Annotated in this window: 20 protein-coding genes; 11 read left to right on the forward strand and 9 right to left on the reverse strand. The window is 68.8% G+C overall.

Going from position 1 to position 26635, the window contains the following annotated elements; all coding sequences use genetic code 11:
• Positions 1-2 precede the first annotated feature (2 nt).
• Together RTX79_RS12995 and pdxH are read right to left on the reverse strand one after the other, a co-directional pair.
• Positions 3-470, reverse strand: a complete 468-nt coding sequence (locus RTX79_RS12995; protein WP_312684139.1) for a DoxX family protein — start codon at positions 468-470, stop codon at positions 3-5.
• 135 nt (positions 471-605) lie between these two features.
• Positions 606-1205 (reverse strand): pyridoxamine 5'-phosphate oxidase, encoded by a 600-nt coding sequence (gene pdxH, locus RTX79_RS13000; RefSeq protein WP_312684140.1) that lies wholly within the window; start codon positions 1203-1205, stop codon positions 606-608.
• 39 nt (positions 1206-1244) lie between these two features.
• Between pdxH and RTX79_RS13005 the strand changes: the two genes are divergently transcribed.
• Positions 1245-2072, forward strand: coding sequence for a kinase (locus tag RTX79_RS13005; protein ID WP_312684141.1), 828 nt, complete (start codon positions 1245-1247; stop codon positions 2070-2072).
• A gap of 34 nt (positions 2073-2106) precedes the next feature.
• Here RTX79_RS13005 and RTX79_RS13010 read toward each other — a convergent pair whose 3' ends face one another.
• The gene (locus tag RTX79_RS13010) at positions 2107-2310 is read right to left on the reverse strand and encodes a dodecin family protein (RefSeq protein WP_057508723.1); all 204 of its coding nucleotides are present in this window, start codon (positions 2308-2310) and stop codon (positions 2107-2109) included.
• A 96-nt stretch (positions 2311-2406) separates the two neighbouring features.
• Between RTX79_RS13010 and RTX79_RS13015 the strand changes: the two genes are divergently transcribed.
• From RTX79_RS13015 to mdtD, 5 genes are all read left to right on the forward strand, one after another.
• Complete coding sequence (locus tag RTX79_RS13015) at positions 2407-2949, forward strand: shikimate kinase (protein ID WP_057508722.1); 543 nt, start codon at positions 2407-2409, stop codon at positions 2947-2949.
• Positions 2946-4058, forward strand: coding sequence for a 3-dehydroquinate synthase (gene aroB / locus RTX79_RS13020; RefSeq protein WP_312684143.1), 1113 nt, complete (start codon positions 2946-2948; stop codon positions 4056-4058). The genes RTX79_RS13015 and aroB overlap by 4 nt, the downstream gene beginning before the upstream one ends.
• Positions 4059-4432: 374 nt before the next feature.
• Positions 4433-4672 (forward strand): WGR domain-containing protein, encoded by a 240-nt coding sequence (locus RTX79_RS13025; RefSeq protein ID WP_312684144.1) that lies wholly within the window; start codon positions 4433-4435, stop codon positions 4670-4672.
• A gap of 54 nt (positions 4673-4726) precedes the next feature.
• Positions 4727-5800: a uroporphyrinogen decarboxylase gene (gene hemE / locus RTX79_RS13030; protein ID WP_057508719.1), complete on the forward strand. Its 1074-nt coding sequence runs from the start codon at positions 4727-4729 to the stop codon at positions 5798-5800.
• Positions 5801-5895: 95 nt separating this feature from the next.
• Positions 5896-7293 (forward strand): multidrug transporter subunit MdtD, encoded by a 1398-nt coding sequence (gene mdtD, locus RTX79_RS13035; RefSeq protein WP_123699516.1) that lies wholly within the window; start codon positions 5896-5898, stop codon positions 7291-7293.
• A 35-nt stretch (positions 7294-7328) separates the two neighbouring features.
• On the opposite strand, the gene RTX79_RS13040 is transcribed toward mdtD, so the two are convergent.
• Both RTX79_RS13040 and RTX79_RS13045 read right to left on the reverse strand, forming a co-directional pair.
• Complete coding sequence (locus RTX79_RS13040) at positions 7329-10853, reverse strand: sensor histidine kinase (protein WP_312684146.1); 3525 nt, start codon at positions 10851-10853, stop codon at positions 7329-7331.
• 156 nt (positions 10854-11009) lie between these two features.
• Positions 11010-14522: a hybrid sensor histidine kinase/response regulator gene (locus RTX79_RS13045; RefSeq protein ID WP_312684148.1), complete on the reverse strand. Its 3513-nt coding sequence runs from the start codon at positions 14520-14522 to the stop codon at positions 11010-11012.
• A 292-nt stretch (positions 14523-14814) separates the two neighbouring features.
• Between RTX79_RS13045 and RTX79_RS13050 the strand changes: the two genes are divergently transcribed.
• From RTX79_RS13050 to RTX79_RS13060, 3 genes are read left to right on the forward strand one after another with little or no spacing between them, the layout of a single operon-like run.
• Entirely contained in the window at positions 14815-15423 is a 609-nt protein-coding gene (locus RTX79_RS13050; RefSeq protein WP_312684226.1) for a YceI family protein, read from the forward strand.
• On the forward strand, positions 15420-15989 hold the full coding sequence (locus RTX79_RS13055) for a cytochrome b (protein WP_312684149.1): 570 nt from the start codon (positions 15420-15422) through the stop codon (positions 15987-15989). The genes RTX79_RS13050 and RTX79_RS13055 overlap by 4 nt, the downstream gene beginning before the upstream one ends.
• A 4-nt stretch (positions 15990-15993) precedes the next feature.
• Positions 15994-16569, forward strand: coding sequence for a YceI family protein (locus tag RTX79_RS13060; protein ID WP_312684150.1), 576 nt, complete (start codon positions 15994-15996; stop codon positions 16567-16569).
• 34 nt (positions 16570-16603) lie between these two features.
• Here the strand turns inward: RTX79_RS13060 and RTX79_RS13065 are convergent, their stop codons facing one another.
• Positions 16604-16834 (reverse strand): glutaredoxin family protein, encoded by a 231-nt coding sequence (locus RTX79_RS13065; protein WP_312684151.1) that lies wholly within the window; start codon positions 16832-16834, stop codon positions 16604-16606.
• Positions 16835-16934: 100 nt separating this feature from the next.
• Between RTX79_RS13065 and RTX79_RS13070 the strand changes: the two genes are divergently transcribed.
• Together RTX79_RS13070 and RTX79_RS13075 are read left to right on the forward strand one after the other, a co-directional pair.
• Positions 16935-18317, forward strand: coding sequence for an L-serine ammonia-lyase (locus tag RTX79_RS13070; RefSeq protein WP_057508715.1), 1383 nt, complete (start codon positions 16935-16937; stop codon positions 18315-18317).
• Between the two features lie 136 nt (positions 18318-18453).
• Complete coding sequence (locus tag RTX79_RS13075) at positions 18454-19446, forward strand: alpha/beta fold hydrolase (protein ID WP_312684152.1); 993 nt, start codon at positions 18454-18456, stop codon at positions 19444-19446.
• A 57-nt stretch (positions 19447-19503) separates the two neighbouring features.
• Here RTX79_RS13075 and RTX79_RS13080 read toward each other — a convergent pair whose 3' ends face one another.
• The 3 genes from RTX79_RS13080 to RTX79_RS13090 form a co-directional block, all read right to left on the reverse strand.
• A complete protein-coding gene (locus tag RTX79_RS13080; protein WP_312684153.1) occupies positions 19504-21348 on the reverse strand; it encodes a S8 family peptidase in 1845 nt (614 codons plus the stop codon).
• Between the two features lie 62 nt (positions 21349-21410).
• Positions 21411-25610: an ESPR-type extended signal peptide-containing protein gene (locus RTX79_RS13085; RefSeq protein ID WP_312684155.1), complete on the reverse strand. Its 4200-nt coding sequence runs from the start codon at positions 25608-25610 to the stop codon at positions 21411-21413.
• A gap of 273 nt (positions 25611-25883) precedes the next feature.
• Positions 25884-26615 (reverse strand): response regulator transcription factor, encoded by a 732-nt coding sequence (locus RTX79_RS13090; RefSeq protein ID WP_312684157.1) that lies wholly within the window; start codon positions 26613-26615, stop codon positions 25884-25886.
• Between the last annotated feature and the right edge of the window lie 20 nt (positions 26616-26635).

Raw genomic sequence — 26635 nt, forward strand, 5'->3', positions numbered from 1 at the left:
TGCTACCGCCGCGCCGCCCAGCGCGCGTCGAGTGCGAACCGTCCACTCCCGGCCAGCGCCAGCCACGACAGCAGGACCGCCAGTGGCACCTCGGTCAGGTAGAAGAACCAGCTCAGCCAGTCCAGCACGCCCAGTCCGCCGGGAATGCGTGCGACCCCATCGGTCAGTGCGGCCACCACGCAGATCGCCGCCAGCAACAGCGCCGACGGACGACTGAGCAGGCCGGCCACCAGCAGCGCCCCGGCCACCCATTCGATCGCACCCAATACCGGCGCGCTGAGCCCGGGAAACGGAATGCCGGCATCGTGCAGCGTGGCCACCATGCGTTCCCGACCCGGCACCGTGAACAGCTTGTTCCAGCCTGAAACGCTGAACATCCCGCCGGCCACCACACGCGCGGCGAGCAGCAGCCACGACTCCACGCCGCCGCGTAACGGCGCAACCGACCAGACCCCGCGCAGAAGCTCCATCCCGACTCTCCCTTCCCGAAAAGAACCGAAGCTGCAACGGCCTGCCCTGCCGGCACATGAAGCGGTCACTGGCGTGCGGCCGGTGGAACCCGATGCAGCATGCAGATCACGTCATGAACGCGCGGCGCCGCGTGCTCAGGGATACAGCTGGCGCTTGCTCCAGCTGCCATCGGTGGCCTTCTCGTAGCACCAGCGCTCGTGCAGGCGGAACTTTGCCCCGTACCAGAATTCCACGCGGTCCGGCACCACCCGCAGCCCGCTCCAGCCGTCCGGACGCGGCACGTCCTGGCCGTCGAAACGCGCCTCTGCCTCGGCGACCCGCGTATCGAATTCCTCGCGCGAGGACAGCGTCCGGGACTGGCTGGATGCCCACGCGCCGATCTGGCTCAACCGCGGCCGCGAAGCAAAGTACGCATCCGCCTCGGCATCGTCGACCTGCTCCACCGCACCTTCGATGCGCACCTGGATGCCGGCCTCGCGCAGGCTGCGCCACAGGAACAACAGCGCCGCCCGTGGATTTGCCTGCAGCTCACGCCCCTTGTGGCTGTCCAGGTGCGTGTAGAAGACGAAGCCGCGCGCATCGAACGCCTTCAGCAGCACGGTGCGCGCGGACGGACGTCCGTCCGCGTCGGCAGTAGCCACGGTCATCGCGTTGGGCTCGATCTCGCTGCCCTGCCGGGCCTCGTCGAACAGCGCCGAGAAGGTGGACAACGCTTCGGTGTAGAGCTCGCTCATGACACTTCATTCCTGCAGGGATTGGGCTATTGTGGCGGCATGAGGGCAACTGCGTACACGACCACCACGAAAGGATTCCCGGACACGCTGGCCGAACAGGCGCTGGATGACGCGCTGGCCAGCGGCGCCGAGGTGCCAGTATTGGCGATCAGCGGCCTGCAGGGCAGCGGCAAATCGACGCTGGCCGCGCAGGTCGTGGCACGTGCACAAGCGCGTGGCCTGCGGGCCGCGACGCTGTCGGTGGACGATGTCTACCTGACCCGCGGCCAACGCCAGCGGCTGGCGCGCGACGTGCATCCGCTGCTGGTCACCCGCGGCCCGCCCGGCACGCATGATCTGCCACTGGCGCATGCGGTGCTCGATGCGGTGATCGCCCGCGCGCCTACCTCGCTGCCACGTTTCGACAAACTGGCCGATGAACGGCTGCCGCCGGCGCAGTGGCAGGACCTGGATGCACCACTGGACCTGCTGGTGTTCGAAGGCTGGTTCCTGGGCACGCCGGCGCAGCAGCCGGACGCGCTCGACGAACCGCTCAATGCCCTGGAACGCGATGCCGACAGCGATGGCCGCTGGCGGCGCTGGTGCAACCAGGCGCTGGCCGACCACTACGCCCCGCTGTGGCAGCGCTGTGACCGGCTGTGGTTCCTGCAGCCGCCGGATTTCGCGGTGGTGCCACGCTGGCGCTGGCAGCAGGAACAACACCTGCAGGCCGCCCAGCCCGGACGCAGTGGCATGACCCGGGCGCAGCTGGAGCGCTTCGTGCAGTACTACGAACGGGTCAGCCGGCAGGCCCTGCGCACCCTGCCGGCGTTGGCCGACCGGGTGATCGCGCTGGACGCCGAGCGCCGCATCGTCGAGGTCCGCTGAGCCGGATCCGCGCGACGCGGGACGCGGGACGGCCCTATTCAACCAGGAAGGTGACCTTCAGGTTGACCCGCCACTCGGTGATCTCGCCGCTGCCGCTGGTTACCACCTTGGTCTCGTTGATCCAGGCGCCCTGGATGTTCTTCACGCTTTCGGAAACCTTCTTCAGCCCGCTGCGTACCGCATCCTCGACACTGGTCTTGGAGGAGGCGTTGATTTCGATGACCTTGGCAACCGACATGGTGGCTGCTCCGTGGCGCGCGGGAAGCTCCGCGCTGGCCAAGGCTGGGGCGTCGGGGCGTAAAGGAATGTCACGGAGGTGTTAGCATCGCAGGGCATGAATCCCGCACCGAACCTGATCCTGATCGGCCCCATGGGGGCCGGTAAAACCTGCATCGGCCGTCGCCTCGCCGAACGGTTCACGCTGGACTTCATCGACCTGGACCAGGTGATCGTCGACAACGCCGGCGCCAGCATCCCGACCCTGTTCGAACTGGCCGGCGAAGCCGGGTTCCGCCAGCATGAACGGCAGGCCCTGCAGCAGGTGCTCAGCGGCCACGGCCAGCTGGTGTCCACCGGTGGCGGCGCGGTGCTGGATGCCGGCAACCGCCAGGCCATCGCCGCGCATGGCTATGTGGTCTACCTGCGGGTCAGCGTTGCGGCCCAGCTGGAACGCCTGGCGCGCGACAAGGGCCGCCCGCTGCTGCAGCGGCCGGATCGCGAACAGGTGCTGCAGGACCTGGCCTACCACCGCGATCCGCTGTACCGGCAGCTGGCCGACCTCACCCTGGATACCGACCTCTATACCGCCGCCGAGGCCACTTCCCAGCTGGTGGTGAAGCTGGCCGCGCACTGGCAGCGACAGGACCTCATCGCATGACCGACACTCCCCCCCTGCACGTCGCCGTCGGCGGCGCGCATCCGTATTCGATCACCATCGGCCCGGGCCAGCTCGCCGACGGCCACGCCCTGGCCCGCCATGTGCGCGGTCGCCACGTGCTGCTGGTCAGCGACAGCGAGGTCGCCCCGCTGTACCTGGCTGGCGTGCGTGCCGCGCTGCTGCAGGCGCGACCGGACCTGCTCATCGGCGACCACGTGCTGCCGGCCGGCGAAGCGTCCAAGACGCTGGCCGAGTTCGGCCGGGCCATCGAAGCGCTGGCCGCGCTGGGCGCCACCCGCGATGCCTGCGTGCTCGCGCTGGGCGGCGGGGTGGTGGGTGACCTGTCCGGCTTTGCCGCCGCCTGCTGGATGCGCGGGGTGGACTGCGTGCAGTTGCCGACCACGCTGCTGGCCATGGTGGATTCGTCGGTGGGCGGCAAGACCGCGGTGGACATCGCGGCGGGCAAGAACCTGGTCGGCGCCTTCCATCCGCCGCGCGCGGTGATCGCCGACACCCAGGTACTTTCCACGCTGCCGGTGCGCGAACTGCGCGCCGGCCTGGCTGAAGTGGTCAAGTACGGGGCACTCGGCGATCCGGAGTTCTTCGACTGGCTGCAGCAGCATGCGCAGGCCCTGTCTGCCGGCGACAGCGCGCTGCTGGCCGAAGCCATCGCGCGCAGCTGCGCGCACAAGGCCGCCATCGTCGCGCGTGACCCGCTGGAAAAGGGCGAGCGCGCCCTGCTCAATCTCGGCCACACCTTCGGCCATGCGATCGAGACCGAGCAGGGCTACGCCGCCCCAGGCCGTGATGCGCTCAACCACGGCGAAGCGGTCGCGGTCGGCATGGTGCTGGCGGCGCGGCTTTCCACCGCGCTGGACCGCGCGCCCGCCGCCGACGCCGATCGCCTGGTGGCCTTGCTGCAGTCACTGCAGCTGCCGGTCGCCATTCCCGCCGGGCTGGCCCCGCAGGCGCTGCTGGAACGCATGCGGCTGGACAAGAAGAACGTGGCCGGGCGGCTGCGGCTGGTGCTCTGGCGCGGCATCGGCAAAGCCGAAGTCGTGGCCGATGTGCACGACGAGGCCGTGCTGGCGGTGCTGGCCGCCGGCTGAGCGCGCAGCCTTCAGGCATGGGGTCAAGCATGGGGTCAGAGTCCTTTCGCTACGCGAAAGGACTCTGACCCCTGCCTTTGTTTTTTTTCTACGCGGTGGCGGCCACCGGAACCCGTCAGCGGGTCGGGCGGGGAGGCTGTGCGGGGCCTTGAGCGGCAGGAGCCGCGAAGAGCTACATGGACGTACTTGCGCGTGCCCCGCACAGCCTCCCCGCCCGGCCCAGACCCAGCAACGGCTTTCAGCTACCCGCGAGGGGCCTCACCCGTTCGATCGACCCCACGGTGCCCCGCCGCCTGCCCGTTCCCGCGGCTTTCGGACGCGCCGTAGTATCCGCCTTGTCTCCGGGTCACATAGCGCGGCGCTACACTTGCGCCATGCATGCCTTCCTGCAACACCCTGCAACCGGCACCGAAGCGCCCCGCTTCCTGCGCCTGACCCTGCTGCCGGACCTGTTCGGTGGTTGGGAACTGCTGCGCGAAACAGGTCGCATCGGCGGCCGGTCGCAGCTTCGCCGCGAGCTGTACCTGGACCAGGATGAGGCCCGCGCTGCCTTCGACAAGGCGCGCGATGCAGAACTGCATCGCGGCTTCGCGCTCGTCGAAGGCAGCACCTGATCGCACCTCCCCCGCACCGCGCCCACGTCCCACCCGCACAAGGAACACCCTTACGTGACCAGTCCCCTCCGCAATGATCGCCTGCTGCGCGCCCTGCGCCGCGAACCGGTGGACCACACGCCCGTCTGGCTGATGCGCCAGGCCGGCCGTTACCTGCCGGAATACCGCGCCACGCGCGCCAAGGCCGGCAGCTTCCTGGCCATGGCGAAGAATCCGGAGATCGCCTGCGAGGTCACCCTGCAGCCGCTGCGCCGCTTCCCGCTGGACGCGGCGATCCTGTTCTCCGACATCCTGACCATTCCCGATGCGATGGGTCTGGAGCTGTACTTCGTCGAGGGCGAAGGTCCCAAGTTCCGCCATCCGGTCCGCGATACCGCGGCCATCGCCCGGCTGGCGGTGCCGGACATGGAACAGGAACTGCGCTATGTCATGGACGCGGTACGGGTGATCCGCCGCGAACTGGATGGCCAGGTGCCGCTGATCGGTTTTTCCGGCAGCCCGTGGACACTCGCCTGCTACATGGTGGAAGGCGGCGGCAGCAAGGATTTCGCGCGCATCAAGGCGATGGCGCTGAACCACCCGCAGGAACTGCACCGGCTGCTGGAGGTGGTGACCGATGCGGTGATCGCCTACCTCGGCGCGCAGCGCGCGGCCGGCGCGCAGGCGCTGCAGGTGTTCGACACCTGGGGCGGCGTCCTGTCCCCGGCGATGTACCGTGAGTTCTCGCTGCGCTACCTGCAGCGGATTTCCGCCGAACTCGAACGCGGCCAGGGCAGCGAGCGCACGCCGTTGATCCTGTTCGGCAAGGGCACCGGCCTGCATCTGGAAGCCCTGTCGCACACCGGCGCCGATGCGCTCGGCCTGGACTGGACGCTGGACCTGGACGAGGCCGTGCGGCGTACCGGCGGACGGGTCGCACTGCAGGGCAACCTGGATCCGACCACCCTGTATGCCAGCCCCGAAGCGATCACCGCGGCGGCCGGGCGGGTGCTGGACACCTACGCGGCCGGCAACGGCGGTTCGCGCGAAGGCCACGTGTTCAACCTCGGCCATGGCATGTCGCCGGACATGGACCCGGCCAGCGTGCAGGTGCTGGTGGACGCCGTGCACCGGCTCAGCGCGCGCTGACGCTTTTCCCTACATGGCGGCATGGCGTGCATTGATCGCGCCATGACCGCCATTGGGTGATGATGACGCCTCCCGGTCGTGCGGATCCAAGCCCGATGACGTCAAGCTACGCCTCCATCCGTCCCCTGCTGTGGCTGGTGTCGCTGGCGATCTTCATGCAGATGCTGGACTCCACCATCGTCAACACCGCGCTGCCGGCGATGGCGCGCAGCCTGGGCGAAAGCCCGCTGCAGATGCAGTCGGTGGTCTTCAGCTACGCCCTGGCGGTGGCCACGTTCATTCCGGCATCGGGCTGGATCGCCGACCGTTTCGGCACCCGGCGTACCTTCCTGGTCGCGATCATCCTGTTCACCCTCGGGTCGCTGGCCTGCGCACTGGCCCAGAGCCTGCACCAGCTGGTGGCCGCGCGCGTGCTGCAGGGCATCGGCGGGGCCATGCTGCTGCCGGTCGGGCGGCTGGCGGTGATGCGCTCGGTGCCGCGCGAAGACTTCCTGCGGGCGATGAGCTTCATCGCCATCCCGGCGCTGATCGGCCCGTTGATCGGTCCCACGCTGGGCGGCTGGCTGGTGGAAGTGGCGTCCTGGCACTGGGTATTCCTGATCAACCTGCCGATCGGGGTGATCGGCTACCTGGTGGCGATGAAGGTCATGCCCGACCACTACGCCGCGCATCGCAGCCGCTTCGACCTGCGCGGCTATGTGATGCTGGCCTTCGGCATGGTGGTGCTGTCGCTGGCGCTGGATGGCATCTCCGGAATGGGCACCCCGCATGCGCTGGTGATGCTGATGACGGTGGCCGGGCTGGCCGCGCTGGTGGGCTACTGGCTGCACGCGGCCAACTCCACCGCGCCGCTGTTTTCGCTCGCCCTGTTCCGCGTGCCCAGCTACCGCATCGGCATCCTCGGCAACCTGTTCTCGCGCATCGGCAGCAGCGCCATGCCGCTGCTCATTCCTCTGCTGCTGCAGGTCGGCATGGGCATGAGCCCGATGAACGCCGGCCTGATGATGATCCCGGTGGCCGCCGCCGGCATGGTTTCCAAGCGACTGGCGGTGAAGCTGGTGGAACGCTTCGGCTACCGGCGCGTGCTGATGACCAATACCGTGCTGGTGGGCCTGGCCATGGCCAGCTTCGCGCTGATGTCGCCGGACCAGCCGCTGGGCTGGCGACTGCTGCAGCTGGCGCTGTTCGGGGCGGTCAATTCGCTGCAGTTCACCGTGATGAACACCGTGACCCTGCGCGACCTGGACGTCGGCTTCGCCAGCTCCGGCAACAGCCTGCTGTCGATGGTGATGATGCTGGCGGCAGGCTTCGGCGCCGCCGCCGCCGGCAGCCTGCTGGCGGCGTTCGCGCCGCTGGAATCACACGGCGCCACCGCGGCCCTGCATGCCACGTTCCTGTGCGTGGGCGCGATCACGCTGACCTCCACGCTGATCTTCTGGCAGCTGCCCGACACCGGCCCGGACCCGAAGCAGATCGAGGAAGTCGCCGAATAGCGCAGCTGCCGACCGCGATCGGCACCGCCCCGGCGCTACCGGGACATCGCCCGGGCGATCGCCTCGGCCAGCAGGTCGCCGGTCACCGGCTTGCGCAGGAAGCCCTGCATGTCCGCAGCGCCGACGCGCTCGGCCAGGTCGGCATCGGTGCGCGCGGTCACCGCCAGCAAGGGCAGCACATGGCCCTGGTTGCGCAGGTGCAGGGCCAGGTCGAAGCCACTCAGGCCGGGCAGGTCCAGGTCGAGCAGGCCGATGTCGAAGCGTTCACCGGCCATCTCGCGCAGGGCGGCCAGCGCGTGCTCGGCATGCACCACCTCGTGCCCGCGCGCGCGCAGCAGCCCGCCGACCACCTCGGCGACGGTCGGATCGTCTTCCACCAGCAGGATGCGCAGCGGGAGCGCCGGCGCCGGGCGCAGCTGCGTGGCGGGCGCACCGCTGACGTCCAGCGCGTGCAGCGGCAGCGGCAGGTCGACGCGGAACCGCGTGCCGCGGCCCAACTGGCTTTCCACGCTGATGTCGCCGCCCATCGCCAACGCCAGTTCGCGGCTGATCGCCAGCCCCAGCCCACTGCCGCCGTACTGGGCCGCGGTACGCGCCCCTTCGGCCTGTTCGAAGCGTCGGAACAGGCGTTTCTGCAGCTCGTGGCTGATGCCGGGCCCGGTGTCGGCGACCTCGAAGCAGAGTCCGCTGGACGGGCTTTCGGCACGCGCCAGCAGGGTGATGGAGCCGCGCTGGGTGAACTTCACCGCATTGCCGAGCAGGTTCAGCAGGATCTGCCGGACCCGCAGCGGATCCCCTTCGGCGGCCAGGCCCGGATCCAGCTCGTTGTACAACGTGAACTGCACCGCTTTCTGCCGCGCCAGCGGCGCGGTCAGCGCCTGCACTTCGGCAAGCAGCGCGTGCAGATCGATGCTCTGCGACTGCAGTTCCAACCGGCCCGATTCGATCCGCGCCAGGTCCAACGCATCGTTGACCAGCAGCAGCAAGTGCTCGCCCGCGCTTCGGATCGATTCGGCCTGGCTGCGCTGGCGCGTGTCCAGCGGCGATGACAGCAGCAGTTCGGTCATGCCCAGCACGCCGGTCATCGGCGTGCGCACCTCGTGTCCCAGATTGGCCAGGAAGCGGGTCTTGGCCGCCGATGCCTGCTCGGCCACTTCCTGCTTGTGCACGGCCATCTGGTAGTCGTGCCGCCGGTGCAGCCGCCGCCGGTACAACCAGGCAAAACCGCTCAGCAGCAGCAGCGACGCCGCGGCCAGCACCAGCACGCCGGTAACGCTGCGCCACCACGGTGGCAGCACCTGGAATTCAAGCGTCTGCACCCGCGACCAGACGTGGTCGGCGGAGCGTGCCTGCACTTCCAGTGCGTAACGCCCCGGCGGCAGCGCCGAGAACACCCGCTCCCCGCCTGCCCCGCCATCCACCCAGTCCGGGTCGTAGCCCGCCAGCCGGAAGCGATAGACATTCGAGGCCGCATCACTGAAGGACAGCAGGCGCGCCACGATGTGCAGGTCACGGTCACCGTCTTCGATGGTCACGGCTGCATCGTGGGTCAGCTCGACCACCTTGTCACCGCGACTGACCTCGACCCGCTCGATCACCAGCGGCGCCTGCCGCGTGGGCGGCCCCACCTTCAGCGGATCGAACACCACCAGCCCGGCCGGCGTGCCTGCCAGCAGCTGTCCACCGGCCGCGGTCACCAGCGTGTTTTCACGGAACTCCTGGCTGGGCAGGCCGTCATGCACCCCGTAGAGCCGCACGCTCGGTGCGCGCGGGTCCACCCGCAGCATGCCGCGCGGGCTGCTGGCCCAGACGATGCCGTCGGCACCCACCGCCAGCCCGTTGGCGGCCAGCGCCGGATAGCCCTGCACCGCGCCGATCGCGCGATGCCGCTGCAGCGCATTGCCGTTCCACCGGTGCTGCACCAGGCGACCATCCTGCGACAACCAGACCTGGTCGTCGGCCGCCAGCACCATCGCATGCACGGCCCCGGAAGGACCGCCATCGACCTGCACGAAGCGCGCCCCCTGCGCATCCCATTCCTGCACGCCGGCGCTGCTGGTCAGCCAGGGCAGGCCGCGCGGACCGCATTCCAGGCTGGTCGCGAGCTGGCCCGACTGCAGCCCACCCTGCCCAAGCGGTACGTCATGCAGCAGGTGCCCGTCCAGGTCACGCGCCTGCACGCCGGGCGGCGACATCGTCCAGACCTGGTCGCCGCACACGGCGATGTCTTGGACGTTGCCCTCCATAACCGCATCCCGGCCGACGCCGGTGCCCCAGCGCAGCAGTTGGCGACTGGCCGGGTCGTAGCGCAGCAGCGCATCCATCGATCCGATCCAGACCCGCCCGCGGGCATCCTCGGCCACCGACAACAACCAATGGTTGCCGTTGACCCAGGTCAGGTGCTGCTGCACTTTCCCGGTGGCCGGGTCCAGCTTGTCCAGCGCGCCGTGGCCGCCCACCGTCCACACGCCCCCATCGCGCGACGCCGCGGTGCCCAGCACGAAAGCATTGCGCAGTGACGAAGGCTCGTCTTCCAGCCGGGCGAGCACCGAGAACTGCCACCAGCGCGGCAGCAGGTGCCACAGCCCGGCATTGGTGCTGGCCAGCCAGATGCCGCCTTCGCGATCCTGGAAAGCGCCGCTCCAGTTCGGGCGTACCCGCCCCCGCGCGAGCGCGCTGTACAGCGGCACCTGCTGGTAATGCCCTTCCACCCCCCGGCCCAGTCCTGAACGGGTGTCCAGCCAGTAGCCGCCCTGTTCGTCATGCAGCATCACGCCGAGCACCTGGTCCCCGGCCGGTACCGGCCAGGGCGCAGGTTCGAAGCGCCCGTCGGCGCGCCGCACGATGACACTGCCGAGCGTGTTGATCCACAAGCTGCCATCGGCGTCGGCGGTCATTCCGTTGATCACCGCATCGGCGGGCAGCGCATCCGGCATGCGCTCGAAATCGCTGCCGGTCCAGCGCGCCAGTCCGCGCTTGGTGCCGACCCACAGCGTGCCATCGGGCAGCGTGGCCAGGAACGGTACGCTGTTGGACGGCAGGCTGCGCGGGTTGCCCGGCTCGGGCAGGAAGCGCTGCAACCGGTCCTGCGCATCCAGGCGGTACAGGCCGCCCTCATAGGTGCCGAACCAGATCGCACCATCGGGGGTGGAGGCGACGCTCCACACCGTGTTGCTGGCCAGCAGGGGCTGGCTGGCGCGGTCATAGAAACGCATCTGCCGGCGGTCGGCGGACAGCCGCACCAGCCCGGCGTTTTCCGTGCCGATCCACAACTGGTTGCGCGCGTCGGCCAGCACCGTCCAGATGCGGTTGTCACGCAGGCCATCCTCAGCGCGCCAGATGCGATAGCTGCGGCCGTCGAAGCGCGCCAGCCCGTCGTTGGTGGCGATCCAGAGATAGCCCAGGCGATCTTCGGCCATGCGGTTGACGGTGTTGGAAGGCAGCCCATCGAACACGGTCAGCTGGCGTGGCGTGGGCGGCACCGGCTGCGCCAGCACGTGCGCTGGCACGCACAGCAGCCAGGCCGACAGCAACAACGCGATTACATTCCCACGCCCCATCACCCTTGCCATCTCCGCATTGCCGTCCCTCACCTGCCAGACCGCGCGTTCAACGCAGCGGTGGATGCGACAGCACATCGCCGTCCCGGCATGGTAAACCGAAGCCCTGCCCTTCGCGCGGGGCGCGCCGCGGGCAATCCGCTGCCACGGCAGGATTCACGGCCATGGACGGCGCTGGCGCGCGCGCGCGATGGCACCGACCAGCATATCGCCGGTCACCGGCTTGCGCAGGAATCCGTCGAATCCTGCTGCCAGCACTTCCGCTTCCGCATAGGCGTCGGAACGGGCGGTCACCGCCACCAGCGGGAAGTCATGCGCGAGGGCGCGCAGCTGCCGCGCCAGGGCCAGGCCGTCCAGCGCAGGCAGGTCCAGGTCCAGCAGTCCGACATCGAAGGAGGAGGTGGTCACTTCGGCCAATGCCGCCAGTCCGTGCAGCACATGGACCACGCGGTGGCCGCGCGCCGACAGCAGGCCGACGATGACCCGGGCCACGGTCGGATCATCTTCCACCAGCAGGATCGCCAGGCCGGGCAGCTCCAGTGAAAGCGAATCGGCGCCGGGCCCAGGCGGCCCAGCCTCCTGCTGCCACGGCAGCGGCAGTTCCACCCGGAAACACGCCCCGTGGCCCGGACGGCTCTGTACGCCGATGCGCCCGCCCATGGCCACGGCGAGTTCCTGGCAGATCGCCAGCCCCAGCCCGGAGCCACCGAAGCGCGAGGCGGTGCGGGGTCCCTCGGCCTGTTCGAAGCGCTCGAACAGCCGCGCCTGCTGCTCGGCACTGATGCCCGGACCAGTATCGATGACCTCGAAGGCGAGCCCGACCCCTCCCTCGCAGGGGTGGGCTTCCAGGCGCACCGCGCCGCGTTCGGTGAACTTGATGGCGTTGCCCAACAGGTTCATCAGGATCTGCCGCACGCGCATCTCATCGCCGCTGGCCGACACGTAGCCGGGCATGCCGACCCGGCGCTGGAAGTCGAGCCCGCGCTGCCGCGCCAGGGGTTCCATCAATCCCTGTACTTCGTCCAGCAGCGCACCGAGGTCGAACGGCCGGATGTCCAGTTCCAGCCGGCCGGCCTCGATGCGCGCCAGGTCCAGCGCATCGTTGACCAGTCGCAGCAGGTGGGTGCCGGCCTGGTGGATGGCGCCGGCGTAGCCGCGCTGCTGCTCATCCAGCGCCGAATCCAGCAACAGCTCGCTCATGCCCAGCACGCCGGTCATCGGGGTGCGCACCTCATGGCCCAGCGTGGCCAGGAAATGACTCTTGGCCTGCGATGCCTGCTCGGCCAGGTGCTGCTTGTGCAGGCTCAGCTGCCATTGCTGGCGACGCCGCAGCCGCAGCCGCACGTACCCGCCCAGTGCCGCCAGCAGCGCCACGCCGCTCACCGCATACAGCGACAGCGCAACGCCGCTGCGCCACCACGGCGGCAGCACCTGCACGTGCAGGTCGGGGGCAGCGGTCCACTCACCGCCGGCGCGGCGTGCCTGGACTTCAATGCCGTAGTGGCCTGCCGGCAGCCGCGACAAGGTGCGTTCGCCGTCCACCGCCGGCACCCAGTTCAGGTCGTATCCCTCCACGCGGAAGCGGTAGGCGTTGCTGAGCGGATTGGCAAAGGACAGCAGGCGTGCGTTGATCTGCAGGTCGCGATCATCCGGCCCCAGCACCACCGGGGCCCCGAGCGGCAACTCCTGCCAGCCTTCGCCGTCGTCGCGGCGCACCCGCAGCGCGCCGAGCACCAGCTGCGATGGCGGCAGTGCGGCATCCTGCACGCCGGGGTCGAAGCCCACCAGGCCGGTCTGCGACACCGCCAGCACGCGCCCTGCCGCGTCCTGGGCGGGGGGACGACCGGTGAACTCGGCATCCGGCAGTCCATCACGTTCGGTGTACAGCCGCAGTTGCCGGCTCTGCGGATCCCAGCGCATCAGGCCGCGCGGACTGGTGGCCCACAGCTGCCCGTCCGCGCCAGGCACCAGGCCGCCGATTGAAACCGGAGGCACGCCTTCATTTGCCGCGACCTGCTCGCGCAGGGTCAGGCCCAGGCCATCCCAGTCATAACGTTCAAAGGCACCTTGGCGTGCCAGCCACAGGCTGGTCGGGGTCATCCAGGCGATGTCGAAGATCGGCCCACGTGACACCCCCGGCACGGCGATGAAGGTGTCGTCCTGGAAGCGCAGCACGCCCATGTCGCCGACGATCCATGGCTGGCCACGGGCGTCGAAGCGGATCTGTTCAACCGGCGCTTCACTGCGCCCGGGCAGGTCGGCGGCCAGCACTTCGCGCAGCACGCGTCCATCACCGGCACGCTGCTGCAAGCCATGGTTCATCACCGACAACCACACCGTTCCATCCGGCGCGGCGCGCATCAGGTCGATGCGTTGGCGCAGGTCCGCGCCGCCGTGGATCAACCAGTCACGATGGGTACCCCGGCGGGGGTCGTACACCGTGATGCGCCCGGCACGCCCCAGCCACACGCTGCCGTCGGCACGTGGCAGCAGCGACCAGATGGCGCCGCTGCCGATGGTTTCATCGCTGACCAGCAGCGACAACGTGCCTTTTCCATCCAGTCGGTACACGCCATGCGCCGCACCGATGTAGAAGTCGGTGCCATCACTGGCGGCGCTGAGCAGGTATTGGCTGTCGAGTGGTTTGCCATCCAGCTGGTACCACGTCGAAAAGCGCTTCCAGTCCGGCGGCAGATAGGCCAGGCCCTGGGTGAGCAGCGCGATCCAGATGCCGCCTTCGTGATCCTGCAGCAGGTCCAGCACGCCACTGTGTGCGGTCAGGAAGCCACTACCGCGGTCGCCTTCGAGCCGCCGCAGCTGCTTTTCATCGCCACGCAGCAGCCCCTCCGAACCGCCGACCCAGTAGCCGCCCTGGCGATCATGCAGGACCATCGAAGAGCGCAGCGTCCCCCCTTGTGACCACTGCGGACGATGTACCCGGTCGTCGGCATCGATGCCGAACATGCCCTCCGCCTGGGTCCCCACCCAGACACTGCCGCCGGCATCGCGGCTCAGCCGCAGCACCGCCGTCGTGCCCAGGGTGGCCACGCCAACCCGCTCGAAGCCGGTTCCGTCCCAGCGTGCGACGCCCTGCTCGGTGCCGATCCACAAGCGTCCGCGTTCGTCCACCAGGCTGGAATAGATCGTATCGCTCGGGATGCTGCGCGGATTGGCCGGATCATGGCGGAACACCTGCACGTTGCCGGCTTCGTCGCGCCGGCACAGTCCATAGGCGCTGGTGCCGATCCACAACGATTTGTCGTGATCGGCCAGCGTCCAGAACTGTCCCTGGCAGGTTTCGTTGAGATCGTTGATCGACTCGAAGGCGTCACGGGCCGGTCCCATGCGCACCAGGCCCACGCCGTTGATGCCCAGCCACAGCCGGTCCTGCGCATCCACCAGCAACGTTTCGATCTCGTTGCCGGGCAGGCTGCCTTCCACCTGCGGGTCATGCCGCCAGCTGCGCAGCGACACGCCGTCGTAACGCGCCAGTCCGCCGTCGGTAGCGGCCCACAGGTAGCCCTGGCGATCCTGCGCCAGCGCGGTCACCATGCGCGAAGGCAGGCCTTCGGCGGTGCCCAGGCGCCGCAGCCGGGGCGTTTCGGCGGCGTCCTGCGTGGCGGCCATTGCCGGGCCGGGCAGCAGCCCGGCCAGCACGGTGCTGGCCATTGCCAGCAGCCATCCCAATGCCCGTCCATGATGCATGTGCCTGACCATCGCTTCCCCTTGGATGCCGGCGATTGTCACACAGCCTTGACGAGGCGTCCGTCGAGGCGGAGGCTGCCGCTGTCGTTGCCGACACGCCCTGACAGCCAAGGCGTCATCGGCACCATGAACTGTTGCAGCCATGTGGCTGCTCGCGAAGCCGGTGCCGTGCGTATGATCGTCACGTCCCCCTGCAGGAGCCCACCGCGTGCTGCAACGTCTCACCCTCGCCTTGCTGCTGTCCGCCCTGCCCTGCATGGGGCTGGCCGCCACGCCGCTGTACCGCCTCGACCCGGTGCATACACGGGTGCTGTTCGCCATTGAACACGCCGGCTTCTCCCATGCACTGGGCACCGTATCGGGCAGCGAGGGCGAGTTGTATTTCGACCCGTCCGACTGGGCCGCCTCGCGGCTGGACGTACGCGTGCCGATCACCCGCCTGGACCTGGGCGATGCAAAGTGGAACCAGGCCACGCTGGCGCGCAACCTGCTCGACGGTGAGCGCTTCCCCGAAGCACGCTTCGTGTCTACCCGGGTGGAACCGATTGATGACACGCACGCGCGCGTCATCGGTGGGCTGACCCTGCGCGGGGTCACCCGCGAGGTGGTGCTGGAGGTGACGCTCAACGCCCTCAAGCGGCATCCGCTGCCACCGTTCCGCCGCACCGCCGGTTTTTCCGCGACGACCACCTTGAGCCGCCGTGACTTCGGCCTTACTGCGTGGTCCAGCATGATCGGCGACAGCGTGCAGCTGCGAATCGAAGCCGAGGCGGTCCGCGACCGCAGCGGCGCTGATGACGAACCGCCTGCTGCTGCGCCAGCAGCCCCCGTTGCGCCCGAACCGCCTGCCAGGAGCACGCCATGACCCGTCCCAATGCACAACGCTGGGGAGGCGTGAGCCAGTCCCTGCACTGGCTGATCGCCATCCTGATCCTCACCCTGGGGGTGGTGGGACTGACCATGGGCGAACTGCCGAAGACGCCGAAGTATTTCTGGGTGTACACCGCGCACAAATCCCTGGGCATCAGCGTGCTGGCGCTGGTGGCCCTGCGGCTGGGCTGGCGCCTGTATGCCGGTGCGCCCCCGGCAGTGCCGGGCACGCCGAGTTGGCAGGAACGCATTGCCAGTGCGACGCACGGGCTGCTGTACGTGCTGATGTTCGCCATTCCGCTGTCCGGCTGGATCTACGACTCGGCCAGTGGCCTGCGCCCGTTCCGCTGGTTCGGGCTGGTCGACGTGCCCAAGCTGGTGGCACCGGATCCGCAGACGGTCGCCGTGTCGCATGCCATCCATGAGTACGGTTTCTGGCTGTTGATCGCGGTGGTGCTGGCGCATGCTGGCGCCGCGCTCTACCACCACTTTTTCCAACGCGATGCCACGCTGGTGCGCATGCTGCCGCGCGGCTGGCTCGCCTCTTCCCAGAAGGATTGATTCGATGAGCATCAAACTGAGCACCCCGTCCGCCGTCGCTGCGGCCCTGGCCGGCCTGCTGGCGGCCTCGCCGGCGATGGCCGCCGATTACGTCCAGGCGGCCGGCGCGCCGGGATCCAACCTGGCCTTCGCCACCAAGTACGACGGCGAAGTCTTCGCCGGCACCTTCCCCGGCTTCTCCACCCAGCTCAGCTTCGACCCGGCCAATCCGGCGGCGGGTTCGCTGGACGTGGCGATTCCGTTGGCCGGTGCCCGCAGCGGCAACAGTGACCGCGACTCCACCCTGCAGGGCGCGGATTTCTTCGATGTCGGCAAGTTCGCCACCGCGCGTTACACCGCCAAGGGGTTCCGCGCGCTTGGTAATGACCGGTTCGCCGCCGACGGCACGCTCGAACTGCGCGGCGTCAGCAAGCCGGTCACCCTCACCTTCACCTGGACCCCGGGCACACAGCCGGTGCTGAAGGGCAAGGCAACGGTGAAGCGGCTGGACTTCGGCGTCGGCGGTGGCGACTGGGCCGATACCAAGACGATCCCGGATGAAACCGCAATCAGCACCGTGGTGACCTTCAAGGCGAAGTGATCGACAGGCATGGGGTGCCGGCCAGCGGGCGGCACTACCTGTCTTCTGCCAGCCAGGCCTGCACGTCAGCGGCATGGAACGGCCAGTCCAGTTCGCGGTCCGACCGGGCATCGCGCAACACGGGGACGCGGGCACCGTAGCGCCGTTCGAGCCCGGGCTGGTCATCGATGAACAGCGAATCGAAGGCAGGAAAACGCGCCTGGGCGAGCACTGCCAGCGCCTCGTCGCACAACTGGCAGTCGTCGCGCTGGTACAGGATGAACACAGACAGGGCTCCAGGGACCGGCTTTGCTGCGGCGCAGCCAAGGATGGTCTGCGGCAACCGCTAGAATAGCGCCTTTCCCGGTACCCGCAGCACGGCATCCATGGCAGTCAGCACGTTCGACGTCTTCAAGATCGGCATTGGCCCGAGTTCCTCGCACACCGTCGGCCCGATGAAGGCCGCCGAGCGCTTCGTGCACCGCTGGCTGCTGGACCCCGGCCGGCTGCAGGACGTGGTGCGCATCCGCGCCGACGTCTACGGGTCGCTGGCGCTGACCGGTCGCGGGCACGGCACCGACAAGGCGGTCCTGCTGGGGCTGGAAGGCCAGCGACCGAACCTGATCGACCCGGACATCATCCCGGCGACGCTGGAACGCATCCGTGCCAGCAAGCGCATCAACCTGATGGGCCAGCACGAGATCAGCTTCGACGAAAAACGCGACCTGGGCCTGAACAAGCGCCAGAAGCTGCCCTACCACACCAACGGCATGCGCTTCACCGCCTACGGCGCCAACGATGAGCTGATCGCCACGCGCGACTATTACTCGGTCGGCGGCGGCTTCGTGGTCAACCAGGATGACGCGGCGGACGACCGCATCGTGCCCGACGAGACCCCGCTGCCGTATCCGTTCAAGAGTGGCGATGAGCTGCTGGCGCAGACCGCGCGCAGCGGCCTGAGCATCGCCCAGTTGATGTTCGAGAACGAAAAATCCTGGCGCAGCGAAGACGATATCCGCGCCCAGCTGCGTGAGATCTGGGAAGCGATGCAGGCCTGCGTGGCCCGCGGCATCCGCCAGGAAGGCGTGCTGCCCGGCGGGTTGAAGGTGGGCCGCCGCGCGCCGGCGCTGCACCGCGAACTGTCGTCCAAGCCGGAAGCCGCAATGCGCGACCCGCTGACCACGCTGGACTGGGTCAACCTGTACGCGCTGGCGGTGAACGAAGAGAACGCTGCCGGCGGCCGCGTGGTGACCGCCCCGACCAACGGCGCGGCCGGCGTACTGCCGGCGGTACTGCACTACTTCGACCGTTTCTGTCCCGGCGCGAACGAACAGCGGATCTTCGACTTCCTGCTGACCTCGGCAGCGATCGGCATCCTGTACAAGGAAAACGCCTCGATTTCCGGTGCCGAAGTCGGCTGCCAGGGCGAGGTGGGCGTGGCCTGCTCGATGGCCGCCGGTGGCCTGGTCGCCGCGCTCGGCGGCAGCCCCAGCCAGATCGAGAATGCCGCCGAGATCGGCATGGAACACAACCTTGGCCTGACCTGCGATCCGATCGGCGGCCTGGTGCAGATTCCCTGCATCGAACGCAACGCGATGGGCGCGGTCAAGGCGATCAATGCATCGCGCATGGCGATGCGCGGCGACGGCAAGCACAAGGTATCGCTGGACAAGGTCATCAAGACCATGCGCGACACCGGCCGCGACATGCAGGACAAGTACAAGGAAACCAGCCGCGGCGGGCTGGCGGTCAACGTCATCGAGTGCTGAGCTCGCTGAACACCGTCGCTGACGGTGGATGACGGCCGCCGCTGCAGGTGGCTGACGACCGCCGCTTGAGGTGGGTGACGACCGTTGGTCGTCACGCTTTTCGGGGTAACCTCAGGCTTTCCCCCCGGAGCCCCCCATGCGCCTGTTGGCCGTCTCCCTGCTTGCCTGCCTTCCGTTCACCGCGCTCGCCGCCGACACTTACGGCGCACGCCTGGAAGGCTTCGATTATCCCCATCCGGTAAAGACCTTCGCGTTGCAGTCGCAGCGCCAGCCGCTGGAAATGGCCTATCTGGACCTGTCACCCTCGGGTACGCCGATCGGCACCGTGGTCCTGTTGCACGGCAAGAACTTCTGCGCGGCAACCTGGAAAGAAAGCTTCCAGCCGCTGCTCGATGCCGGCTACCGGGTGATCGCGCCGGACCAGGTGGGCTTCTGCAAATCCAGCAAGCCGCAGGGCTACCAGTATTCGTTCGGGCAACTGGCGGCCAACACCCATGCCCTGCTGCAGCAGTTGGGCGTGCAGCGCGCGCACATCGTCGGCCATTCGATGGGCGGCATGCTGGCAGCGCGTTACGCGCTGCTCTACCCGGATGCCACGCAGTCGTTGTCACTGGTCAATCCGATCGGCCTGGAAGACTGGAAGGCACTCGGCGTGCCATGGCGAAGCGTCGATGCCTGGTATGCGAACGAGCTGAAAACCAGTTTCGAATCGATCAGGAAGTACCAGCTGGATGTGTACTACAACGGCGACTGGAAGCCGCAGTTCGAGCAGTGGGCGCGGATGCAGGCCGGCATGTATGCCGGGCCGTGCAAGGAGGCAGTGGCGTGGAGCCAGGCGCTGACCTCGGACATGGTGTTCAACCAGCCGGTGGTCTACGAACTGAAGAACATCACGGTGCCGACCACGTTGTTCATCGGCCAGACCGACCGCACCGCCATCGGCCGCGACCTGGCACCGCCTGCGGTGAAGGCAACGCTGGGCGACTACCCTGCGTTGGGCAAGGCCGCGGCCGCGGCCATCCCGGCAGCGCAGCTGGTGGAGTTCGCCACGCTGGGACACTCGCCGCAGGTGCAGGACCCAACAGCGTTCAACAGCGCACTGCTGCGCTTTCTTGCTGCACGCCCCTGACCGGCAACAGGGGCCGCTGAGCGCGGCCCCTGTTGCTTTCGTGGATGCGGCGCGGGGTCAGCGCGCCAGGGCCAGCACGCTGACGCCATTGAAGGCCGCCTCGCCTACCACCCGCAGGTACCAGGTGCCCGGCTGCGGGTTGGCCACCACGATCGCTTCGGCAGTGCCGGCATGCCGCGAGCGGTACGCCGCATCTTCCACCGAAGGAGGTGCGCCGGGCGCGGCATACAGGCTGACATCACCGCGGCCGCCGAGGCTGCGCAGGTTGAGGCTGCGCGTGCCGGCCGGCACCTCGACCCGGTACAGCAACGACTGCGCCTCGCCACCGCCCAGCCCCTGCAGCACCACGCCACTCTGCAGTTCAGGTACCGGCGGCTCCGGCAGGGTATTGCCCAGTGCCAGCTGCACCGCACGGCCGGCATCGGCAAGCCCCGCACCAATGGAGCGGTTGGCTGGCGGCTGCACCGGGAACGGACGCACCGACCCCACCAGCAGCTCGCGCACCTTCGCAGGCGTCAACGCATCCTTGCCCGCAGCCACCGCCGCCGACTGCATCAGCGCCACGATGCCCGCCACATGCGGCGATGCCATCGAGGTGCCCACCATGCCGACGATGATGTCCCGGCCTGCCACGGTCGCGCCATCATTGCCGGTGGACCAGACATAGCCGCGTGATATCCCGGCGCCACTGTCCGGATCGCCACCCGGAGCGGCCAGGTCCACGCGTGGTCCGTAGTTGGTGTAGCTGGCGATCGTGCCACCCACGCCGGTGGCGCCCACGGTGATGACGTTGTCGCAGCTTGCAGGGCTGAACTGCGAGGCATCTGCGTTGCTGTTGCCCGCCGCGACCACCACCGTGGTGCCACGCGACACCGCGAAATCGATCGCCTCCTGCGTTGCCGGGTCCTGCGAGCAGGCGCCACTTCCGCCCAGGCTCATGTTGATCACATCGGCCGGACTCGGATTGATCGGGATCCCTTCGATGCTGCCGCCGGCGGCCCAGACGATCGCATCGGCGATATCGGAGGTCAGGCCACCGCAATGACCCAGCACGCGCACCGGCTGTACTTTTGCCCCCCACGCAGTGCCCGCCACGCCGAGACCGTTGTTGGTCATCGCCGCCACCGTGCCGGCGACATGGGTGCCGTGCCAACTGCTGTCGGAGCTGCGACCGCACCAGGGCATGGAGGTATCTGTCCAGTCGCCCGGATCGGTGGCATCGGGATCCCGCCCGTCGCCATCGCCGGCGACATCGGGCTGGTCAGGCGACTGGCCGTACCAGGAAATGAAATCGTAGCCGGCAACCAGATTGTCCTTCAGGTCCACATGCGGCGTGGAACCCGTATCCAGCACCGCCACGACCACGCCTTCGCCGGTGCTGTGGTCCCAGGCCTGTGGCCCGTGGATGCCGCCCACCGTGTTGAGCAGGTCCCACTGGTAGATCGGCAGCTGCGGGTCGTTCGGCATGAAATCCAGCGCGTACTTGCGTGAATCCAGCTGTGCGTACTGCACATCCGGATCCTGGCGAAGCTGCTGCAGCACTGCCTGCGCTTCGGCCTGGTCGAGCGGACGCGATGCCGCCACGATTTCCGCACCGGTGGCGCCGCGACGCAGTGCCTTCAGGCCCAGCGCTGCGCGTGCAGCCTGCGTGCCGGCGCTGCGCGCAGCGGCAGCACTCAGGCTGGACTGCACGCGGCTGCGGTCACGCGCCGGCGCACTGGCCGGCTTGTACTTGATGATGAAGCGTTGCACCGGTGCAACCGCGGGTTCTGCGGGGAGCTGCCGCAGCGGGACCACGGTGCGCGCCACGGCAATGTCGGCGGCGTGGGCCAGCATTGGCGCGGTGGCGAGCGAAATGGCGAGGGCCAAAACACCGGCCTGGGGAGTGAAGCGTTGGCGCATGTGTGTTTCTCCAGAAGAAACCATCAGGAAGAAGGCCGCTCCGATGAGAGCGGCCCCGGGGTTCAAAGATCGATGCCGAAACCGATGCCGGCGGAACGGTCGCTGCCACTGAACGCACCGCCCAGGCTGAAGCTGGCGCGCTCGCCGACCTGCTTGCCATAGCCGACCGAAAGGGCCTGCTCACCGTTCTGCCAGCCCGCACCCACGGCCACGCGACCACGTGGGCTGCGGCTACCGGCGGCGTTGATCGCCATGTTCATCATGGCGCTGCTCATCGCCCCCTGGCGGTCGATGCGCCGGTCCTGCTGGCCCAGGCGGCGGTCCAGGTCCTGGCTCAGGTCGACAAAACGGTCGTCCAACTGCTGGAAGCGCGAATCGGTATAAGTGCGTGCCGATGCGAGCGTCTGTGCGTCGCCGGCCTGCATCTGGCCGAGGTTGGCCGCATCGGTCGCGGCCGTGCCCGTACCGACGTTGGAGATGCGGCGGGCATTTCCTGCACTGCCGACCGACACCACGTTCGCCTCATCCGCGACAGCGCCTTCGCCTATTGCAACCGAGCCCTTGCCGCTGCCTGCAGTAACCAGCCCGGGGGCTGCTTCACCACCGCCCTCGCCGGGTCCTGGACCGACCGGCGGAGTGCCACCGTCTCCCGGGCCAGGGCCCGGCGTTGCAGGGGCGCCCGATTCCAGCGCGCCCACGCGATTGCCGAGCGCGCTCACCGCGCCATCCAGTGCGCTGACCGCACCGCCGACGTTGCCGAAGCGGGCACCCTGGACCGTATACACCGGCCCGATCAGCATGCCGTCGCCGCCCAGCGCCGCACCGCCGCCCAAGGCGCGCACCACGTCCTCGTGCTGGTTGACGTTGACCGCATCGGTGGCGGCCACGCCTGCGCGCAGGTTGCTGATCGTCGTGCCCTGCTCGCCCCCCAGCGCGATGCGTGCCTTGTCCTTGTCGTCGTAGCGGACCGCAGTGGCACCGAGTTCCCCCAGGCCGTCTCCGAGATCGGCAATGGCGCTGTCCATCTGCCGCTTGTTGACCGCGTCCGTCGCTTCCGTGCCATCGGCGACGTTGACGATCTGGCGCTCCGCGCCTGCGCGGCCGATCGACAGCGTATCGGGTCGATCCGCCACGCTCCCAGAACCCAGGGCGATCGAATCGTTTGCAGTGGCCAACGCCGAGTAGCCCAGCGCCATCGATTTCCATCCCGATGCCCGGGACGCTGAACCGATCGCGACACCGTCCGCGCCACTTCCCGCGGCAAGCTCACCGATGGCGATACTGCCACTGCCGCTCGCGTCGGCGAACACCCCAATGGCAAGCGAGCTCCATTGCGTCGCACTGCTGCCCAGGCCCATCGCAATGGCATACAGACCCGTGGCCTCGGCATTCCAGCCCACCGCGGTCGTGCCATGTAGCAGCGCCTTGGCGCCATAGCCGATCGCGGTGCCTTCCGATTCGGCCTGGCTGTAGGTACCCAGTGCCGTGGCGTAGGCATCGCGGGCCGAAGAGCCAAAGCCCACGGCCGTACTCTGGTCTTCCGCGCTCGACGCCGTCCCCAGCGCGAGTGAATTCACCCCTGTTGCCTGGGCACCGGCGCCAAACGCGCTTGCGCCGGCAGCGGAGGCGGTGGTGACGCGCTGTACCGGCTGGCCGTTCACCAGTCCGAGGTAGGTTCCGCCCACTGCGGTGTTGAAGTCTCCACCCGCACTCGCCCCTTGCCCGATCGCCAAGGCATGCGTACCGAGTGCGGTACTGGTTCCCCCCACACTGATTGCCCCGTCGCCAAGGGCCAGTGATTGTGTACCCACGGCAACACTTGCCTGGCCATCGGCCATCGCCTGTGGCCCGAAAGCCGAGGCGCCCGTGCCGGTGGCGATCGGATCGTCACTGCCATCTCCGGCACCATCGACGGCGACATAACGTCCCTTGCCCGCCTTGGCCTCCACCGCCTGTAGCTGGCGCAGATTGACCGCGTCGTTTTCTTCGGTGCCTGCAGCCACATCAGTGATCTGCCGCTGGATCGCGCCGTGGCGTTCGCCCGTCGCGTCCCACCATTCCTCGGACGCACCGACCGATACGGCGTTGGCGCGGGTTGCCAGCGAGCCATGACCCAGTGCGACGCTGTCGTTGGCCTGCTCCTGTACCTGTGACGTGCCGATGGCCACGCTGCGGTCGGCGGCGGCGGCCGCCAACGTGCCCAGTGCGATGCTGCTGGCGCCACTGCTCAGTGCTTCCGGGCCGATGGCCATGCTGTTGTTGCCGTATGCCCGGCTTTCCACGCCAAGCGCCAGCGCACGGTCGGCAAAGGCGCCACTCAGCGCACCCAGCGCGACGGCTTCGCGGCCAAGGGCCAGCGCCGATGGCCCCACGGCCATGCTGTTGGCGCCTGCGGCAATGGTGTTTTCAGCCACGCAGATGCCGTCGCATACGTACTGCGGGCCGATCGCCATTGCGCCATCGCCGTAGGCTGCAGCCAGATAGCCGGCGGCAATGCTGCGGAAGCCTGCAGCGGTGGTTGCCATGCCCAGCCCGATACTTCCGTCCCCCGCCGCGCTGCTCGCCACCCCCAGCGCCATCGCAAAGTCACCGGTACTCAATGAATTGGCACCCACCGCAATGGCGGCAGGTCCTTCGGCCGATGACTGGGTCCCCAGCGCCACCGAGCTGTTGCCATTGGCTTCGGCCAGGCCTCCCACGGCAACGCTGCCATGACCGCGCGAGGACGACAACGAGCCCAGCGCCATCGCGCCCGGCCCTTCAGCCGTGCTGCCATCGCCCAGCGCGATCGCCGATTGTGCCGTAGCTACCGCGCCGCTGCCCTGCGCGATCGCATTTTCGCCCAAGGCCGTGGCACGGTGGCCCACGGCCAGCGCCCCTTCACCGACCGCCAGCGCCTCCTCACCCACGGCCAAGGCATGATCGGCATCGGCATGGCTGTTGGCCCCCAGTGCCGCGCTTCCGCTGCCCTGTGCCGAAGCATTGCTGCCCACGGCGAGCGCTGTGGCACCCACCGCCGTGGCCAGGCTGCCCACTGCGCTGGCGTTGTCGCCGCGGGCCAGTGCGCCGGCACCGAGTGAGGTGGCCCCGTTCCCTGCAGCCTGCGCCTTGCCGCCCACCGCCACGGCGAAGTCACCGCCGGCGGCAACGGCATTGGCGCCGATGGCGACGCCGGCCTCGCCGTTGGTGCCCGCGTTGTAGCCGGCGGCGAAGCCGCCCGGACCATAGGCCTGCGCCCGTGCGCCGACCGCGGTGGAGCCTTGTCCCATCGCCGTGCTCAGTGCACCCAGCGCAGTCGCCGCCTGGTCACCTTCGGCCGACGCACTGGCGCCCACCGCGGTGTTGCCGAAACCTGCGGCCACGCTGCCCTGGCCGATCGCGGTGCCGGCGTCGCCAATCACGCTGGCGCCCTGGCCGAAGGCCGAACTGCCCACGCCCCGCACCCAGGCCTCGGCTCCGACGGCGGTTGTCGCATTGCCCTCGGCGGTAGCACGCGAACCGATGGCAATGGCGGTATCGCCGTTGGCGGAGGCGCGGTCATTGCGGTCGGGATCGCCTTCGATGGCGATGTAATCCAGATCGCCGATCTGATCCCTGACCTCGTCCAGCTGGGCGACGTTGACCGCGTCGGTCGCTTCGGTCCCTGCCTTGACGTTGACGATCTGGCGCTCCTGCCCTCGCCGCCCCACCGACACGGTGCCGGTGCGATCTGCCAGTGCGTTGCTGCCCAGCGCGACCGCGTCGGCGGCCTCGGCCTGTGCATACGCGCCCAACGCCACCGACCCCGCCCCTGCGGCGCTGACCGTGGCGTTCTGACCCAACGCAGCGGCGCCAGTGGCCAGTGCGCGGGCACTCTGGCCTACCGCCGTGGCCGATCCCGCCGTCGCCCGTGCACCACTGCCGAACGCCGATGCGCCCACCGCCGTGGCCCGTGCCTGGCTGCCGACCGCCGTGGCATCAGCGCCCTGCGCGCGTGCCAGCACGCCGACTGCAACGGCCTCGTCGCCCCTTGCCAGCGCGTTGTCGCTTCCATCATTGCTGCCGTCAACGGCCACATAGCCATCCTGTGCGGCTGCCGCGGCCACGATCGGAATCTTGCCGGATGCCATCGCCGCCCATGCCGGCAGCAGCAGCGCACCGGCCACCACGCATCCCGGCAGGCGACGTCGGCCGCCCTGGCAATGACCACGCGTGGCCAGCTCCGACGCCACCACCAGCTGCTGCAGCGAGCGGCTCCATACACGACTGAAAATCTTGTTCATCCAGCACCTCACGATTCGAAGGGCAACGCACTCCCGTCCTGGAGGCCAGGCGGTGCGATGTACCGGCCCAGCCTCTGGACCCGGGTGTCCAGAGAAGCGCCGCGCGGCACGTGGAATGAAGTCCGATCAAAGATGGCCAGCGGCGGCGTGGATGAACGTACGATTCAGCTGTAATCGGTGTCACGCACCGGTTGTCACCGAATACTCGCCACTCCTCACCGAACGGCGAACCGTTGCGCTGCCTGCATCAGCCTGACGCTGCAGGCCGCCTGGTCAGGGCGCGAACACGTAGCCGGCACCGTGCACCGCCGAAAGCGGAAACGGATGCCGGCTTGCCACGGCGATCTTGCGCCGCAGGCGGTGGATCAGCGAATCCAGCCGATGCATGTCGAAGGAGAACGGATCGGCGGTCAGGGTCGCGGCCAGCGCCTCGCGCCCGACGACTTCGCCGGCGTGCTGCATCAGGCAGTGCAGCAGCGGGCGTTCGCTGCGCGTCAACTGGACCGGCTGCCCACACGGTGCCAGCAGTCGCCAGCCGTTGCCGTCCAGTCGCCAACCCGGCTCAGCGGCGCGTGCAGCCGGATCGTCGAACCGACGCAGTCGCCGGGCAAGGCTGTGCAGGGTGGCTACCAGCAGCGCCGGCTCCGCCGGCTTGACCAGGTAGGCATCGGCGCCGCCCACCAGTCCGCGGACCTGGTCCTGCGGGCTTCGTCGCCCGGTCAACATCACCACCCCGACCGCCGGGAAACGCGAACGCAGCGACTGCGCCAGCTCGAAGCCGTCGGCGTCCGGCAGGCCGACATCCAGCACGATGATATCGGGCCGGTGGGTCACCAGCAGGTGCTCCAGCGCGGCCGCCGTGCCCAGCCCGACCACGTCGAAGCCATGGTCGCGCAGGCGCGGCACAAGAATCCGTTCGCGAAGCACCGCATCGACTTCAAGCACGGCCACACGCAGAGGGCTGACTACTAAATCGTTCACTGCAAACTCTTCGATCACTGCCATAAATCGATCATAGGCAGAAC

The sequence above is a fragment of the Stenotrophomonas chelatiphaga genome, from assembly GCF_032054965.1.
In the GTDB taxonomy this organism is placed as follows: domain Bacteria; phylum Pseudomonadota; class Gammaproteobacteria; order Xanthomonadales; family Xanthomonadaceae; genus Stenotrophomonas; species Stenotrophomonas chelatiphaga.